This is a genomic window from Zhihengliuella sp. ISTPL4 (assembly GCF_002848265.1).
Taxonomy (GTDB): Bacteria; Actinomycetota; Actinomycetes; order Actinomycetales; family Microbacteriaceae; genus Microbacterium.
The window spans coordinates 371,096-387,971 of sequence record NZ_CP025422.1 but is presented as its reverse complement, the minus strand read 5'-3'; the positions used below and the strand labels follow the sequence as shown (position 1 = coordinate 387,971).

Annotated in this window: 14 protein-coding genes; 5 read left to right on the top strand and 9 right to left on the bottom strand. The window is 69.9% G+C overall.

Annotation, left to right across the window (positions count from 1 at the left end; all coding sequences use genetic code 11):
• Positions 1 to 10 precede the first annotated feature (10 nt).
• Complete coding sequence (locus CYL12_RS01855) at positions 11 to 367, bottom strand: Rv2175c family DNA-binding protein (RefSeq protein WP_353615391.1); 357 nt, start codon at positions 365 to 367, stop codon at positions 11 to 13.
• Positions 368 to 496: 129 nt separating this feature from the next.
• Between CYL12_RS01855 and CYL12_RS01850 the strand changes: the two genes are divergently transcribed.
• Together CYL12_RS01850 and pknB are read left to right on the top strand one after the other, a co-directional pair.
• Positions 497 to 1,636 carry a LysM peptidoglycan-binding domain-containing protein gene (locus tag CYL12_RS01850; RefSeq protein WP_233486810.1) on the top strand — a complete coding sequence of 380 codons (1,140 nt, stop codon included), beginning with the start codon at positions 497 to 499 and terminating at the stop codon, positions 1,634 to 1,636.
• Positions 1,637 to 1,712: 76 nt separating this feature from the next.
• Positions 1,713 to 3,668: a Stk1 family PASTA domain-containing Ser/Thr kinase gene (gene pknB, locus CYL12_RS01845; protein WP_101845009.1), complete on the top strand. Its 1,956-nt coding sequence runs from the start codon at positions 1,713 to 1,715 to the stop codon at positions 3,666 to 3,668.
• 61 nt (positions 3,669 to 3,729) lie between these two features.
• Here pknB and CYL12_RS01840 read toward each other — a convergent pair whose 3' ends face one another.
• Together CYL12_RS01840 and CYL12_RS01835 are read right to left on the bottom strand one after the other, a co-directional pair.
• Positions 3,730 to 5,070 (bottom strand): class II 3-deoxy-7-phosphoheptulonate synthase, encoded by a 1,341-nt coding sequence (locus CYL12_RS01840; protein WP_101845007.1) that lies wholly within the window; start codon positions 5,068 to 5,070, stop codon positions 3,730 to 3,732.
• A 47-nt stretch (positions 5,071 to 5,117) separates the two neighbouring features.
• Positions 5,118 to 5,807 (bottom strand): lysophospholipid acyltransferase family protein, encoded by a 690-nt coding sequence (locus CYL12_RS01835; protein WP_101845005.1) that lies wholly within the window; start codon positions 5,805 to 5,807, stop codon positions 5,118 to 5,120.
• A 152-nt stretch (positions 5,808 to 5,959) separates the two neighbouring features.
• On the opposite strand from CYL12_RS01835, the gene CYL12_RS01830 reads away from it, so the two are divergent.
• Complete coding sequence (locus tag CYL12_RS01830; RefSeq protein WP_101845003.1) at positions 5,960 to 7,792, top strand: AMP-dependent synthetase/ligase; 1,833 nt, start codon at positions 5,960 to 5,962, stop codon at positions 7,790 to 7,792.
• 91 nt (positions 7,793 to 7,883) lie between these two features.
• On the opposite strand, the gene def is transcribed toward CYL12_RS01830, so the two are convergent.
• From def to CYL12_RS01815, 3 genes are all read right to left on the bottom strand, one after another.
• Positions 7,884 to 8,375: a peptide deformylase gene (gene def, locus CYL12_RS01825; RefSeq protein WP_101845001.1), complete on the bottom strand. Its 492-nt coding sequence runs from the start codon at positions 8,373 to 8,375 to the stop codon at positions 7,884 to 7,886.
• Complete coding sequence (locus CYL12_RS01820; RefSeq protein WP_101844999.1) at positions 8,375 to 9,859, bottom strand: MinD/ParA family ATP-binding protein; 1,485 nt, start codon at positions 9,857 to 9,859, stop codon at positions 8,375 to 8,377. Before CYL12_RS01820 ends, def begins: the two co-directional genes overlap by 1 nt.
• Before the next feature lie 65 nt (positions 9,860 to 9,924).
• Positions 9,925 to 13,332 (bottom strand): pyruvate carboxylase, encoded by a 3,408-nt coding sequence (locus CYL12_RS01815; RefSeq protein WP_101844997.1) that lies wholly within the window; start codon positions 13,330 to 13,332, stop codon positions 9,925 to 9,927.
• Between the two features lie 92 nt (positions 13,333 to 13,424).
• Here CYL12_RS01815 and CYL12_RS01810 point away from each other — a divergent pair, with 92 nt between their 5' ends.
• Positions 13,425 to 14,237 (top strand): ParA family protein, encoded by an 813-nt coding sequence (locus CYL12_RS01810; RefSeq protein ID WP_101848631.1) that lies wholly within the window; start codon positions 13,425 to 13,427, stop codon positions 14,235 to 14,237.
• Positions 14,238 to 14,305: 68 nt separating this feature from the next.
• On the opposite strand, the gene CYL12_RS01805 is transcribed toward CYL12_RS01810, so the two are convergent.
• From CYL12_RS01805 to CYL12_RS01795, 3 genes are all read right to left on the bottom strand, one after another.
• Entirely contained in the window at positions 14,306 to 14,851 is a 546-nt protein-coding gene (locus CYL12_RS01805; RefSeq protein WP_025105106.1) for a MerR family transcriptional regulator, read from the bottom strand.
• A 99-nt stretch (positions 14,852 to 14,950) separates the two neighbouring features.
• On the bottom strand, positions 14,951 to 15,637 hold the full coding sequence (locus CYL12_RS01800) for a transcriptional regulator FtsR (protein ID WP_101844995.1): 687 nt from the start codon (positions 15,635 to 15,637) through the stop codon (positions 14,951 to 14,953).
• The gene (locus CYL12_RS01795; protein ID WP_101844993.1) at positions 15,637 to 16,119 is read right to left on the bottom strand and encodes an FHA domain-containing protein; all 483 of its coding nucleotides are present in this window, start codon (positions 16,117 to 16,119) and stop codon (positions 15,637 to 15,639) included. The genes CYL12_RS01800 and CYL12_RS01795 overlap by 1 nt, the downstream gene beginning before the upstream one ends.
• A 99-nt stretch (positions 16,120 to 16,218) precedes the next feature.
• Between CYL12_RS01795 and CYL12_RS01790 the strand changes: the two genes are divergently transcribed.
• Positions 16,219 to 16,875 (top strand): copper resistance CopC family protein, encoded by a 657-nt coding sequence (locus tag CYL12_RS01790; protein ID WP_101844991.1) that lies wholly within the window; start codon positions 16,219 to 16,221, stop codon positions 16,873 to 16,875.
• The last annotated feature ends 1 nt before the right edge of the window (position 16,876 follow it).

Below are 16,876 nucleotides of genomic sequence, written 5' to 3'. Positions count from 1 at the left end.
CCGCAGCGCCTCAGGCGAGGGTGCGCGCGAGGCGACGGACCTCGCTCTTGTGGCCGGCAAGCAGCGACGCGATGGGGGAACGCCCGAGCGTCTCGTCTTCGGCGAGCAGCCAGTCGATCAGCTCGTCGTCGGAGAAGCCGGCGTCCTGCAGCACGATGATCGTCCCGCGCAGGGAGCTCAGCGGCTGCCCGTCCACGATGAACACGGACGGCACGGCGAACACCCCGCTGCGACGGGAGCCGACGAGGTAGTGCTCGTCGATCAGACGGCGGACGCGGCCGAGGGGCTCGCCGAGCACCTCGACGAGGTCGGGCATGGTCAGCCACTCGGGTGCGGCGTCAGGGGTGGCAGCGACGTTCTCAGACACGTTGCCACTATCTCACCTCCGCCGTCGCAGCGCATATCCATCACTTCTGTCACAGAGGCCACACCTGTCACTTCTGTTGACATCTCTATACATCCGTGTCAGCGTGAAGTGCTCGAAAAGGGGGCCGACGTGATCATCCAGACAGCCATGGCCGGTGCTCTCGCCGCCACTCTGACGGCGACACCCGCCGTTGCGCCCGCGCCGCCGGTCGCAGCGCACGAACGACACCGCATCGCTCCGGTGCGCGTCGTGCCGACACAGGCCGCGCCGCCCTCGCACGTCGTGCAGCCGGGCGACACGGTCGCCGGCATCGCCGGCCGCTACGGACTGAAGACCACCGATGTCCTCACCTGGAACGGCCTCTCCTGGCGCTCCGTGATCTACCCGGGCCAGACGCTGTCTCTGCGCGCCGCGGCCTCCGCACCCACGCCGGCGCCCGCGACGACTCCCGCCGCCACGAAGACGCACACCGTCGCGGCGGGCGACACCGTCTTCGGCATCGCGGGGAAGTACGGCACTTCGGTGAGCGCGATCCTCGCCGCCAACGGCCTTTCCGCCGGCGCCATCATCTACCCGGGACAGAAGCTCACCGTATCCGGGACCACCGCTTCCACTCCGGCTCCGGCAGCCGCACCAGCGGCGGCGCCCGAGACCTCTCCGCAGACCGGCGGCCGCGCGCACACCGTCGCCGCGGGCGAGACGCTGTTCTCGATCGCTCAGCGGTACGGGACGACCACGCAGTCCCTCTTCGCCTGGAACGGCCTCGACGCGTCCTCGATCATCTACCCGGGTCAGCGCCTCGCCGTACAGGCCCCGCCTGCTCCGGAGCCCGCCGCCGCCCCCACGGGACAGCGCACGGCCACCCTGACGGCTGAGCAGGCTGCCAACGCGGCGCTCATCATCCGGGTGGGTCGGGAGCTCGGCGTCTCCGACCGCGGGATCGCCATCGCGCTCGCGACCGGCATGGTGGAGTCGGATCTCCGCAACCTGGACTGGGGCGACCGCGACTCGCTCGGGATCTTCCAGCAGCGCCCGAGCACCGGCTGGGGCACTCCGGCGCAGATCATGGATGCGGAACGGAGCACCAGGGTCTTCTACGGCGGCGCCGGCGACCCCAACGGACACGTCACCCGCGGGCTGCTCGACATCCCCGGCTGGGAATCGCTGGCCTTCACCGACGCAGCCCAAGCCGTGCAGATCTCCGCCTACCCCGATCGCTACGGGCAGTGGGAGGCACAGGCGTACGCATGGCTCGCCCAGCACGGGTGAGGCGCTCGGAAATCCGGATGCTCCGAGGGGTGAGGCGTTCCCGGGGCTTTCAGCCAATCGTCCATAGACTTCTGTCGTGACGACCAATCAGCAGGCCGACCCCCTCATCGGGCGGCTTGTCGACGGCCGGTACCGCGTCCGCGCGCGGATCGCCCGCGGTGGTATGGCCACCGTCTACGTCGCGACCGACCTCCGCCTCGAGCGCCGCATCGCCCTCAAGGTCATGCACGCGCATCTGAGCGACGACTCCGCGTTCCAGAGCCGGTTCATCCAAGAGGCCCGTGCCGCCGCCCGCCTCGCCGACCCGCACGTCGTCAACGTGTTCGACCAGGGGCAGGACGGCGAACTCGCCTACCTCGTGATGGAGTACCTGCCGGGCATCACCCTTCGCGAGCTGCTCCGCGAGCAGAAGCGCCTCACCGTCGCCCAGACGATCACGATCATGGACGCCGTGCTCGCCGGGCTGTCCGCTGCCCACCGCGCCGGCATCGTGCACCGCGACGTCAAACCGGAGAACGTGCTGCTCGCGGAAGACGGTCGCATCAAGATCGGTGACTTCGGCCTCGCGAGGGCCACGACCGCGAACACCGCGACCGGGCAGCAGTTGCTCGGCACGATCGCGTATCTCGCTCCCGAGCTCGTCACCCGGGGCACCGCCGATGCGCGCAGCGACATCTACGCCCTCGGCATCATGCTCTACGAGATGCTCGTCGGCGAGCAGCCCTACAAGGGCGAGCAGCCGATGCAGATCGCGTTCCAGCACGCCACCGAGTCGGTCCCCCGTCCCAGTGTGCGCAATCCCGCGGTGCCGGAGCAGCTCGACGAGCTCGTGCTGTGGGCGACGGAGAAGTCGCCGGACGAGCGACCGGACGACGCCCAGCAGATGCTCGACCGCCTGCGCGAGATCGAGCGCGAGATCGGTGTCGCCCCCGCCGTGTCGCGGACGACCGGCGCCGCCAAGGACCAAGCCGACTCCGGCGACCTCACGAAGGTCATGCCGGGCACCATGGTCCTCCCCGAACCGGCGACGGCCACCTCCCCCGCGATCGACAACGCGACGATCCTCCGACGCCGCGCCGCCAAGCGTCGCGCGCGCGGCACCTTCCTCCTCTCCCTCGTCCTCCTGCTCGCGGTCCTCGCCGGCGGGGTGGGATGGTGGTTCGGCTCGGGACCCGGTTCGCTGATCGCGGTGCCCGACGTGGCGGGGCAGACGTACGACGCGGCGGCTGCCGAGCTCACCGAAGCCGGTTTCGCACCCGCACAGCGCGACGAGTTCTCCGTGGACATCGAGCAGGGCATCGTCATCGAGACGGATCCGGGGAAGGGCGCCAGGATCGACAAGGGCACGACCGTCACCGTCGTCGTCTCCGCCGGCCCCGCCGCGCATGACCTCGCTCCCGTCGCCGGACAGCCGGCCGACGATGTCCGGGCCGCGTTGCAGGCGGCGAACCTGGAGATCACCGGCGACGAGGAGTACTTCACCGATGCCGCGGACGGATCGGTGATCAACGTGCGCATCACTCCCCGCGACGGCGGCGATGCCTTCGGCTGCGAGGAGGGCTGCACGGTCCACGAGAAGGACACCGCGACCATCCAGGTGTCGCGCGGGCCCGTGCCGGACGTCACGGACATGACCGTCAGACAGGCCACCGAGACACTCACCGGCAAGGGCCTCAAGGTCGCCGAGGAGAGCATCTACCGCTCGAGCGACTCGATCGGCAAGGATCGGGTCATCGGATACGCGGATCGCGCCGAGGAGGGATCGTGGCGCCCCGGCGAGACGATCCAGCTCATCGTCTCCCAGGGACCACCGCTGTTCGACGTGCCGGACGTGTCCGGCATGACGCGCGACGAAGCGACGAACGCCCTCTCCGACGCCGGCTTCACCTGGAGCTATACGAGCAGCACCGGTCTGCCGGACTCGGTGTGGGATCTCCTCGCGAACGAGAACACACGCGTGGAGTCGTACAGCCCGTCCGAACCGCAGCGGAAGGGCACGAGCATCACGCTCACCATGAGCTTCGCCGGCTGACGCCGACACGACGAAGGGGCCGGAACATCGTTCCGGCCCCTTCGTCGCATCCTTCCGCGGATCAGCGCTTCTCGAGCTCCTCGGCGACGAGGAACGCCAGCTCCAGGGACTGCATGTGGTTCAGGCGCGGGTCGCACAGGCTCTCGTAGCGGGTCGCCAGCGCTGCCTCGTCGATCTGCTCCGAACCGCCGAGGCACTCGGTGACGTCGTCGCCGGTGAGCTCGACGTGGATGCCGCCGGGGAACGTGCCCACCGCGCGGTGCGCCTCGAAGAACCCGCGGACCTCGTCGACGACGTCGTCGAAACGACGCGTCTTGTAGCCGGTCGGCGTGGTAATGCCGTTGCCGTGCATGGGGTCGGTGACCCACAGCGGCTGCGCTCCCGACTCGCGGACCGCCTCCAGCAGCGGGGGCAGTGCGTCACGGATGCGGCCGGCACCCATGCGCGTGATGAACGTCAGGCGACCGGGCTCGCGCTCCGGGTCCAGCTTGTCGATCAGCGCGAGCGCGGTCTCCGGCGTCGTGGTGGGGCCCAGCTTCACGCCGATCGGGTTCCGGATCTTCGAGAAGTAGTCGACGTGCGCGCCGTCGAGCTCGCGCGTGCGCTCCCCGATCCACAGGAAGTGGGCCGAGGTGTTGTACGGAGTGTCCGTGCGTGAGTCGATCCGCGTCATCGGGCGCTCGTAGTCCATGAGCAGGCCCTCGTGGCCGGTGAAGAACTCGACGCGCTTGAGCTCGTCGAAGTCCGCGCCGGCAGCCTCCATGAACTTGATCGCCCGATCGATCTCGGCGGCCATGCGCTCGTAGCGCTGATTCGCCGGGTTCTGCGCGAAGCCCTTGTTCCAGGAGTGCACCTCGCGGAGGTCGGCGAAGCCACCCTGCGTGAACGCGCGGATGAGGTTCAGCGTCGATGCCGCGGTGTGGTACCCCTGCAGGAGACGTCCGGGGTCGGCCTGACGCGAGCCCTCGGTGAAGTCGTAGCCGTTGACGATGTCGCCGCGGTAGGCGGGCAGCGTGACCTCGCCGCGCGTCTCGGTGTCGCTGGAGCGCGGCTTGGCGAACTGCCCGGCCATGCGTCCCATCTTCACGACCGGCATGGAGGCGCCGTACGTGAGCACCACGGCCATCTGCAGCACCGTCTTGATGCGGTTGCGGATCTGCTCGGCCGTCGCCCCGGCGAAGGTCTCGGCGCAGTCGCCGCCCTGCAGGAGGAACGCCTGCCCGGAGGCCGCCCTGGCGAGGCGTTCGCGGAGGTTGTCGACCTCACCGGCGAAGACCAGCGGCGGGAGGCTCGAGATCTGCCGGGAGACGTCGGCGACGCGATCGGCGTCAGGCCACTGCGGCTGCTGCTTGATGGGAAGCGAGCGCCATGCATCAAGGGCTTCGATGTGGTGCGGGAGCATGCGTCAAGCCTAGTGGGACGAGGTACCCCCGAGATGCGCTGCGGAGCCTATGTGACGCGGCTCGGGAGGCGGTCCTTGACGGTCGACGCGTAGACGTCCTCGTACTCCTGCTGACCGAGCCGCTGCAGCGCCACCATGATCTCGTCGGTGACGGAGCGGAGGATGTAGCGGTCGTTCTCCATGCCCGCGTAACGGGAGAAGTCCAGCGGCTCGCCGATGACGATCCCGACGCGCATGACCCGCGGGATGCGGCGGCCGATGGGCATGGCCGTGTCGGTGTCCACCATGATGACCGGGATGACGGGAACCTTGGCCTCGAGCGCCATCCGGGCGATGCCGGTGCGGCCGCGGTAGAGCTTGCCGTCGGGGCTGCGCGTGCCCTCGGGGTAGATGCCCAGCAGGTCCCCGCCGCCGAGCACCTGAAGGCCGGTGTTCAGGGAGGCCTCGGACGCCTTGCCGCCGGAGCGGTCGATGGGGATCTGGCCTGTCGCCTTCATGAAGAAGCGGGTGGACCAGCCCTTGAGGCCTCGCCCGGTGAAGTAGTCGCTCTTCGCGAGGAACGACATCGGCCGGTCGATCACGAGCGGCAGGAAGATCGAGTCCGCGAAGGAGAGATGGTTGCTGGCCAGGATCGCGGCCCCGGTCGCGGGCACGTTCTTCCGCCCCACGATCCAGGGACGGAACACGGCCTTGACCACGGGGCCGATCACGACGTACTTCATCAGCCAGTAGAACATCGAGGTGAAGTCTAGCGCCGCCCCTCGGAACGCCCTGCCCGTTCTTCGCCTCGACACCCGAAGAGCGACTCAGTTCCACCCTGACCGCGACCCGGTGCCATGCCCTAGACTCGGACCAACGCCCGTGCCCGACCGGTACCGAAGGAGCTGCCGTGGTCCAGTTTGAAGTCCCCGCGATCGTCCCCGCCGATCCCGACGCGAACGTCGCCGACCTGCTTGCGAAGCGCGTCGAGGCGACTCCCGACCGGGCGCTGTTCTCCGTCCCGCAAGGCGACGGATGGCGCGACATCACCGCTGCCGACTTCGAGACCGCGGTGATCGCGCTCGCGAAGGGCTTCACCGCCGCCGGCATCCAGCCCGGCGAGAAGGTCGGCTTCCTCGCCCGCACCACGTACGAGTGGAGCCTCGTCGACTTCGCCCTCTTCTACGCCGGTGCCGTCATGGTGCCGATCTACGAGACGAGCTCGCCGTCGCAGATCCAGTGGATCCTCGAGGATTCCGGCGCGATCGCCCTCGTCGTCGAGTCGCCGGAGCACTTCGCCCGCGTCGACGAGGTCCGCGGCGATCTGCCTCTCCTCCGCGAGGTCTGGCAGCTGCATCTCGGTGCGATCGATACGCTCACCGCGCAGGGGGCGTCGGTCTCCGATGAGGAGATCCAGCGTCGCCGCAACCTCGCCGTCGGCTCGGACATCGCGACCCTCATCTACACCTCCGGCTCCACCGGCCGCCCCAAGGGCTGCGTGCTCACGCACAGCAACTTCGTCGAGTTGTCCCGCAACTCCGCCAAGGCGCTCGACGAGGTCGTGCAGACGCCCGGCGCCTCCACGCTCCTCTTCATCACGACCGCGCACGTCTTCGCCCGCTTCATCTCCATCCTCAACGTGCACGCGGGCGTCCGCACCGGCCACCAGCCGGACACGCGACAGCTGCTCCCCGCGCTCGGCTCGTTCCAGCCCACCTTCCTCCTCGCGGTCCCCCGGGTGTTCGAGAAGGTCTACAATTCGGCCGAGCAGAAGGCCGAGGCCGGCGGCAAGGGCAAGATCTTCCGCGCGGCCGCCGACGTCGCGATCGAGCACTCCCGCCTCCTCGAGGAGGGCAAGAAGATCCCGTTCGGGATGAAGCTCAAGTTCGCGCTGTTCAACAAGCTCGTCTACTCCAAGCTGCGTGAGGCCATGGGCGGCAACGTCGCCTACGCCGTGTCCGGCTCCGCTCCCCTGGGCGCGCGCCTCGGGCACTTCTTCCACAGCCTCGGCGTCGTGATCCTCGAGGGCTATGGCCTGACCGAGACCACGGCCCCGGCGACGGTGAACCTGGCCTCGAAGTCGAAGATCGGCACGGTCGGTCCCGCCCTCCCCGGCGTGGGCGTGCGTCTCGCCGACGACGGCGAGATCGAGGTGCGCGGCATCAACGTCTTCAAGGAGTACTGGAACAACCCCGAGGCCACCGCCGAGGCGTTCAGCGACGGCGGATGGTTCCACACGGGCGACATCGGCAGCTTCGACGCCGACGGCTTCCTCACCATCACCGGGCGCAAGAAGGAGATCATCGTCACGGCGGGTGGGAAGAACGTCGCTCCCGCCGCGCTGGAGGACCCGATCCGCGCGAACCCGATCGTCGGGCAGGTCGTCGTCGTCGGCGACCAGCGCCCCTTCATCTCCGCTCTCGTCACGCTCGACCCGGAGATGCTGCCGACCTGGCTCGGCAACAACGGTCTCGACGCGAACATGAGCCTGGCGGAAGCCTCCGCGAACCCGCAGGTCCGCGCCGAGGTGCAGCGCGCGGTCGACGCGGCGAACGAGCGGGTGTCGCGGGCGGAATCCATCCGCAAGTTCACGATCCTCGACTCGGAGTGGACGGAGGCCTCCGGCCACCTCACCCCGAAGCTGTCGATCAAGCGCGCCGTCATCATGAACGACTTCGCCGACGAGATCTCCGCGATCTACGACGAGCCCGTCGCCACGACCAACGTCGCGATCGGCGGCTGATCCGCCCGTCGACCCACCCCCTTCTGACCGAACCGGCCCCTTGCGCTCGCGCGCAAGGGGCCGGTTCGTACGAAAAGGGGTGGGTCGACGGTCAGAACCAGGAGCTCTCGCGGACTTCGCGCATCGCGACCTTCCGGGTCTCGGGGTCGAGCCGGGAGAGGAAGAGCTTGCCGTCGAGGTGGTCGGTCTCGTGCTGGAGCGCCTGCGCGAGCAACCCATCGCCCTCGAGCACGACCGGCTGGCCGTCCAGGTCGATCCCCTCGACGCGGGCCCAGGGGTGGCGCTGAGCGTCGTGCCAGAGACCCGGCACCGAGAGGCAGCCCTCCCCCGTCGGCTGCGGCTCGCCGCGCACCTCGGTCAGCACCGGATTGAGGACGTAGCCGATCTCGCCGTCCACGTTGTAGCTGAAGGCACGGAGCGCGACGCCGATCTGCGGCGCGGCCACGCCGGCGCGCCCCGGGAGCTCGACGGTCTCCAGCAGGTCGGTGACGAGCGCACGCACGCCGTCGTCGATCTCCTCGATGGGCGCGCACACCGTCCGCAGGACCGGGTCGCCGAAGATGCGGATCTCTCGGACCGTCATCAGGCGGCCTTCGCCCGCAGGCCCTCGATGAGAAGCGCCGCGAGTTCCCGCGCCGCCTTCCTCGTCTCGGGGAGGAGGTTCGCGAAGACGATCGTCCCGCCCGCGGCGATCTGCGGATCGTACGGCACGCGCACGACGCTGCGGGCCCGCGACGCGAAGTGCGCCTCGAGCTCTCCCAGGCGCACGAGGGGAGTCCCCGGCGTCGACTGGTTCAGCACCACGATCGCGTCCCGCGCCTGCTGCGCGTACCCGTTGGTCTCCAGCCACGTGAGCGTCTCGGACGCCAGCCGTGCCTCGTCCACACTGAGTCCGGAGACGATGACGATCTGATCGGCGAGGTCGAGCGTCGCCGACATCACCGAGTGGACGATGCCGGTGCCGGTGTCGGTGAGGACGAGCGAGTAGTAGTGCGCGGCCACGTCGGCCACGTCGCGATAGTCGTCGTCACTGAAAGCCTCGGCCACCCGAGGATCGGCATCCGAGGCGAGCACGTCGAGGCGCGTCGCATCCCGGGCCACGATCGCGGAGATGTCGTGGTAGCCGCGCACATCGTCGCGGATGCGGACGAGGTCGCGCACGGACTTGCCGTGCTGCGCGCGCTGGACCCGGTCGGCGAGCGTCCCGCGGTCGGGGTTGGCGTCCACCGCGATGACGCGGTCTTCCCTCGCGTCCGCGAGGGCCATCCCGAGGAGCGCCGTGATGGTGGTCTTGCCCACGCCGCCCTTGCGCGAGAGCACCGGCACGAAGCGCGCGCCGCCGGCGAGCGGGGCGGCGATCCGCGCCGTGAGCTCCTTGCGTTCGCGCGCACGTCGGCTGTCGCCGAGGTTCAGCCGTCGACCGGACAGCGTGTAGACCAGGTGACTCCACCCGCCTTCGGGTTCCGGCTTGGCCACCCGGTGCGGGTCGAGGAGGCGGTCGGTGGTGAGCAGATCGGACGACTCGCGGGCGGACTCCCCCAGCTCCCCCAGACGCTTCGCGGTGAGGGTCACATCCGTGCGAGGCGCCGGACGTGCGGCCGCGACGGGCTTGTCGTCGGCTTCGGTCATCATCGTGGTCTCCTTCTGCACGGGTGCCTGCGGGGCGCGGACCGGCTTCGCAGCGGCGGTCTCCGCACGGTCGGCGCCGGCCTTCGCGAGGAAGCGGGCCGCGGCCTCCTCCTCTTCCGCCACGGGGTCCGGCACGGCATCGATGGACTTCGCGGGTTCCTCCACCACGACGGCATCGATCACCTCATCGAGTCGCGGTGCGTCGAGAACGGCCTTCGGCGCGGCGGGAAGGGTGAGGTCATCCACGATGAGATCGATCCCGACCTCCCCGTCCACCACACCGTCGTCGGCGAGGTCGTCGTCCTCCTCCGCCGGCAGGGTCACCCGCACCTGCGCGGTCGCACCGAGGATGCCGATGCCGGCGGTGTCGACGGACGCGGTGTCGTCGAGCACCCCCAGCGGACTGTCCTCGGGATCGGCGTTGTTCTTCGCGGTCACGTGTCACTCCCAACCTGTGCGGGCCTCGGGATGCGCCCAGGGTGCGCGGCCTCGCCCGCACAAGATTAGTGCGCCGGCCGGATCACGACCAAAAGATCACCCGCGTCCACCTGCTGCGTCTCCGCGATGGCGTGCCGCTCCACGATCCCGTCCACGGGTGCCGTGATGGCGGCCTCCATCTTCATCGCCTCGATCGACGCGACCGGCTCGCCCGCGCGCACGGTCACCCCCACCTCGGCCTTGAGGGTGACCACTCCGGAGAACGGCGCCGCAACCTGGCCGGGCACCGACGTGTCGGCCTTCTCCACCTCGTGCACATCGACGGCGACGGAGCGATCCCGCACGAACACCGGGCGGAGCTGACCGTTCAGCGTCGTCATGACCGTCCGCATGCCCTTGTCGTCGGCTTCGCCGATCGCTTCGAGCCCGACGTACAGCTGCACGCCGCGATCGATCTCTATGAGATGCTCCTGGCCGGGAACCAGGCCATAGAGGTAGTCGCTCGTGTCGAGAACGGAGAGGTCGCCATACTGCTCGCGCCGCTCGGCGAACTCCGCCGTGGGGGCCGGGAAGAGCAGCGTGTTCAGGCGCGAGCGCCGCTGCGCGCTCGTCCCGGCCAACTCCGCCTCGTCCTGGTCCGTCAGCGCCGTCAGTCCCGTGCGCACGGCACGCCCCGCGAGCACCTTGGAGCGGAACGGCTCCGGCCAGCCGCCCGGGAGGTCGCCGAGCTCGCCGGCCATGAAGCCCACGACGGAGTCGGGCACGTCGTACTTCTCCGGGTTCGCCTCGAAGTCCGCGGGGTCGGCCTTCACCGCGGCGAGGTGCAGCGCGAGATCACCCACGACCTTCGACGACGGCGTGACCTTCGGCACGCGACCGAGGATGCGGTCGGCCGCGGCGTACATGTCCTCGATGAGTTCGAAGTCCTCCGCGAGGCCGAGGGCCTTGGCCTGCTGCCGGAGGTTCGACAGCTGTCCTCCGGGGATCTCGTGGTGGTACACGCGCCCCGTGGGTCCGGGAAGCCCGGACTCGAACGGCGCGTACTGGCGACGCACCGCCTCCCAGTAGGGCTCGAGGTCGGACACGGCCGCGAGCGAGAGCCCGCTGTCCCGCTCCGTGTGGGCGAGGGCGGCCACGAGCGACGACAGCGACGGCTGGCTGGTCGTTCCGGACAGCGGCGCCGAAGCGGCGTCCACGGCATCCACGCCCGCGGCGCTGGCCGCGAGCAGGGTCGCGAGCTGTCCACCGGGAGTGTCGTGGGTGTGCAGGTGCACGGGCAGGTCGAAGCGCTCGCGCAGCGCCGCGACGAGCTTCGCGGCCGCGGCCGGCCGGAGCAGGCCGGCCATGTCCTTGATCGCGAGGATGTGCGCACCGGCGTCGACGATCTGGTCGGCCAGTCCCAGGTAGTAGTCGAGGGTGTAGAGCCCCTCGGCGGGGTCGAGCAGGTCGCCGGTGTAGCAGAGCGCGACCTCCGCCACCGCGGTTCCCGTGGCGCGGACCGCCTCGATCGCCGGGCGCATCTGCTCCACGTCGTTGAGCGCGTCGAAGATGCGGAAGATGTCGACGCCGCTCGCCGCCGCCTCCGCGACGAAGGCCTCGGTCACCGCCGTCGGGTACGGCGTGTAGCCGACCGTGTTCCGGCCGCGCAGGAGCATCTGGATCGCGACGTTCGGCAGCGCCGCGCGCAGCTTGTCGAGGCGCTCCCAGGGGTCTTCCCCGAGGAAGCGGAGTGCGACGTCGTAGGTGGCACCGCCCCAGGCCTCCACCGACAGCAGCTCCGGTGTCAGCCGGGCCAGGTACGGGGCGGCGGCGACGAGGTCCTTCGTGCGGACCCGGGTCGCGAGCAGCGACTGGTGCGCGTCGCGGAAGGTCGTGTCGGTGATCGCGAGCGCGCTCTGGGCGCGCAGGCCGCGGGCGAACTCCTCGGGGCCGACGTCGAGCAGCCGCTGCCGGGAGCCGGGCGCGGGCTCGGCGGTCAGGTCGATCGGCGGGAGCTTGGTGGCCGGATCGATGACGCCGGGGTGCGCGCCGTGGGGCTTGTTCACCGTCACGTCGACGAGCCAGTTGAGGATCTTCGTCCCACGGTCTTTCGATTCGCGCCCTCGGAGCAGCTCGGGACGCTCATCGATGAACGACGTGCTGACATCACCGCGGATGAACGCCTCGTCCTCGAGCAGCGCCTGGAGGAACGGGATGTTCGTGGAGACGCCGCGGATGCGGAACTCGGCGAGAGCACGGCGGGCACGGGCGACGGCGGCAGGGAAGTCCCGGCCGCGGCACGTGAGCTTCGCCAGCATCGAGTCGAAGTGCGGGCTGATCTGCGCGCCCTGGTGCACGGTGCCGCCGTCCAGGCGGATCCCGGCGCCGCCGGGCGAGCGGTAGGTCGTGATCTTCCCGGTGTCGGGGCGGAAGCCCTGCGTCGGGTCCTCCGTGGTGATGCGGCACTGCAGCGCGGCACCGCGCAGGTGCAGGTTCTCCTGCTGCAGTCCGAGCTCCGCGAGGGTCTGCCCTGCGGCGATGCGCATCTGACTCTGCACGAGATCGACGTCGGTGACCTCCTCGGTCACCGTGTGCTCGACCTGGATGCGGGGATTCATCTCGATGAAGACGACCTCGCCCGCGCGCTCCCCCGCGGTCTCCAGGAGGAACTCGACGGTCCCGGCGTTCTCGTAGCCGATGGACCGCGCGAAGGCGACGGCGTAGCCGTGCAGTGCTGTGCGCACGTCGTCGTCGAGGTTGGGGGCCGGGGCGATCTCGACGACCTTCTGGTGCCGCCGCTGCACGGAGCAGTCCCGCTCGAACAGGTGCACCGTCTCGCCGGTCTTGTCCGCGAGGATCTGCACTTCGATGTGACGCGGGCGCACGACGGCCTGCTCGAGGAACATCCGGGGATCGCCGAAGGCGCTGCCCGCTTCCCGCATCGCCTCGGCGAGAGCGGGTCCGAGATCCCCGAGCGTCTCGACGCGTCGCATGCCTCGGCCCCCGCCGCCGGCGACCGCCTTGGCGAAGAGCGGGAAGCCGATCTCCTCCGCCTGGGCGACGAGCGCGTCGACATCGTCGGAGGCCTCCGTGGACCGGAGCACGGGGACACCCGCTTCGACCGCGTGCCGCTTGGCCTCGACCTTGTTGCCGGCCATCTCCAGCACCTTCGCGGGCGGTCCGATGAAGACGATGCCGTGCGCAGCGGCCTTCTCCGCGAGCTCCGGGTTCTCCGAGAGGAAGCCGTAACCGGGGTAGATGGCGTCGGCACCCGACTCGGTGGCGACGCGGATGATCTCGTCGACATCCAGGTAGGCGCGCACCGGATGGCCCCGCTCGCCGATCACGTACGCCTCGTCGGCTTTGAGCCGGTGCACCGAGCCGCGGTCCTCGTGCGGGAAGACGGCGACGGTGCGCGCCCCCACTTCCACGGCCGCTCGGAATGCCCGGATCGCGATCTCGCCACGATTCGCCACAAGGATCTTCTGGAACATGCACACCTCTGAGAGCTCGATGCACGGCCGAAGCACGCACATGGGGCGGGGCTGAGTGTTCCCCCAGCCTAGGGGAAGGTAACGTGGAGTCCGTGCACGTACTCAGCGTCAGCTCTCTCAAGGGAGGCGTCGGCAAGACGACCGTGACACTCGGGCTGGCCTCCGCGGCTTTCGCCCGGGGCGTCCGGACTCTCGTCGTCGACCTCGACCCGCAGTCCGACGTCTCCACCGGGATGGACATCCAGGTCGCCGGACGACTCAACATCGCCGATGTGCTGGCGAACCCGAAGGAGAAGACCGTCCGTCAGGCGATCACCTCCAGCGGCTGGGCCAAGGTCCACCCCGGCACCATCGACGTGCTGATCGGCAGCCCGTCCGCCATCAACTTCGACGGCCCGCACCCGAGCGTCCGTGACGTGTGGAAGCTCGAGGAGGCCCTCGCGGCGGTCGAGGCGGACTACGACCTCGTGCTCATCGACTGCGCCCCGTCGCTGAACGCCCTCACGCGCACCGCGTGGGCCGCCAGCGACCGCGTGATGGTCGTCACCGAGCCCGGCCTCTTCTCCGTGGCCGCAGCGGACCGTGCGCTCCGCGCGATCGAGGAGATCCGCCGTGGCCTCTCCCCTCGCCTTCAGCCGCTGGGCATCGTCGTCAACCGCGTGCGCCCGCAGTCGATCGAGCACCAGTTCCGCATCAAGGAGCTGCGGGACATGTTCGGTCCCCTCGTCCTCTCGCCGCAGCTACCGGAGCGCACCTCCCTGCAGCAGGCGCAGGGCGCCGCGAAACCCCTCCACATCTGGCCCGGCGACTCGGCGCAGGAGCTCGCCGCCGACTTCGACCAGCTCCTCGACCGCATCATCCGGACCGGCCGCATCCCGGTCCCGGAGAACGGACCGCAGAGCTGACGCCAAGAACGACGAAACGGCCATCCTCTTCGAGGGTGGCCGTTCTTCGTGAAGCGGGAGGGAGGGCGTCAGGCCGTGCGCTTGGCGCGCCGGGCCGACAGCTCGTCGACCGGGTCCGGTGCGGTCGGATCGAACGCGACGAGCGTCGACTCCACCTCGCGGAGGACCTTGCCGACCGCGATGCCGAACACGCCCTGACCGCGGCTGACGAGGTCGATCACCTCGTCGTTCGACGTGCAGAGGTAGACCGAGGCACCGTCGCTCATGAGCGTCGTGCCGGCGAGATCGCGGATACCGGCGCGACGGAGTTCGTCCACCGCGGTACGGATCTGCTGCAGGGAGATGCCCGTGTCGAGCAGACTCTTGACGAGCTTGAGTACGAGGATGTCGCGGAAGCCGTAGAGCCGCTGGGACCCCGAGCCGTTCGCGCCGCGCACCGTGGGTTCCACGAGCTCGGTGCGAGCCCAGTAGTCGAGCTGGCGGTACGTGATGCCGGCGGCGCGGGCCGCAACGGCACCGCGGTAGCCGACCTCATCGTCCATCGCCGGCAGACCGTCCGTGAAGAGGAGTTCGGTCACGAACCGCGGGTCGCCTGCGAGCTCATCCGCATTCATCTGAAATCCTCCCTGGAACGGTTATCTCCACGGTAGAGCAGGGTCCCGGCACCGGCAACGACATCCGTGCGACGCCGAAGGTGTGTCGCAATCAGTTCGTTACGAAAGGATGCGCGTGAGCGCATCCTTCACGAACAGCGTCCGCACGTCGTCGATCCGCGTGGCCAACTCCGGCGCCAGCTCGTTGGCGCGGGCCCGCGACGCCGCGTCCGTCCGGCGCAGCAACGTGGACAGCGCCGACTCGATCAGGGCCACCTCGCGCTCGGCCCCCTGACGGAGGGAGCGGAGATGGCGCGGCTCGATGCCGTGCCGGTCGAGAGCGACGAGCCCGCGGAGCAGCGCGACCGTGGATTCCGGGTACGTCTCCTGCGCGGTGATGACCCCGGTGCTGATCGCGTCGTTGAGCAGCTGCGGCCCGGCACCGGCGGCGGCCAGCAGCTCCTCGCGGCGATAGCGGCGCGGAGCGGGCGCGATCGAGGGCGGCGGGGCGAGCGTGGCCGTCTCTCCTGAGGCCTCGGCCTCGTCGAGCTGCTCACGGATCACGCTGAGCGGAAGGTAATGATCCCGCTGCAACGTCAGCCCCAGACGGAGGCGTTCGATGTCGGACGCCGAGAACTTCCGATAGCCGGACTCTGTGCGGGACGGGCGGACGATGCCCTGCACTTCCAGGAACCGCAGCTTGCTGGAGGTCAGGTCGGGGAACTCCGGGGTGAGACGAGCGAGCACCTGACCGATACTCAGCAGGCCCGCGGACGCGGAGCGTTCGCGGGCGGGAGTCGCCACCATCAGGCGTTCGCCGCGCGATCGAGCGGGGAAGCGAAGAAGTTCAGCCGGAACTTGCCGACGCGCAGCTCGGAACCGTCCGCCAGGGCGCTGCGGTCGACGCGCTCCCCGTTGACGTACGTGCCGTTGAGGGAGCGCTGGTCGATGATCTCGAACGTCGTCCCGTTCCGCGTGATCTCGGCGTGACGGCGCGACACCGTGACGTCATCGAAGAAGATGTCCGCCTCGGGGTGGCGACCGACCGTGGTGACGTCGGTGTCGAGCAGGTAACGGGCACCGGCGAGCGCGCCGGAGCGGACGAGCAGCAGAGCGGAGCCCGAGGGCAGCGCCGCGATGGCCGACTGCTCGACATCGGTCAACTCCACGCCGAACGGCACGAACGACAGATCGGAATCGTGCCCGAACGTCTGCGTCACATCGTGTCTCGGCTCGCCGGAGCGATGGATGGCGGCTTCACCGGCCGGTCGGCTGTCGCTGTCTGTCACTGTGCCCTCCTGGCTGTCCAGACTATCCGATCCGGAGGGGTGCGCGGGAGCCGCTTTCGCACTCAGCGGTCCCATACCGGGGATTCATAGGCTGGTCTCGTGAAGACCACAGCCTTGCGCCGCCCGGCCACCCCGATCGCTCTCGCGGCCACCCTCCTCGCCGCGTTCCTCGTCCTCTTCTCTCCGCTGTCCGCATCCGCCCACGACGCCCTCGTATCGTCGTCGCCCGCGGCGGACAGCGCGGTGGAGACGCTGCCGTCCGAGCTGACCCTCACCTTCAGCGCCAAGCTCATCGACGGCGAGGGCGCGACCGAGGTCGTCGTCACCGATCCGGCGGGCGAATCCGTGATCGACGGCGCCGCCACGGTCGAGGGCGCCGTCGTGACCCAGCCCTTGAGCGGCTCAGGGCCGGCAGGCGAGTACCGCGTCATCTGGAAGGTCGTCTCCAGCGACGGCCACCCGACCTCCGGCGAGTTCTCCTTCACCGTCACGATCGGCGACGAGACCACACCGACGGACGAGCCCACCACTGCTCCCCCGACGGCGGCGCCGACGACGGAGCAGACCGCCACGCCCGAGGCCACGGCGACCTCGGCACCCGAGAGCGGGGATGACGGCTCCGGAGCCACACCGGCGTGGATCTGGGTGCTCGCGATCCTCGCCGTGCTCGCCGTGATCGCCGTCGTCGTCTGGCTCGTCCTGCGCGGTCGTCGGGGCCCTGCCCCCACCGATTCCCACGCCCCCTCGGAGCGATAGG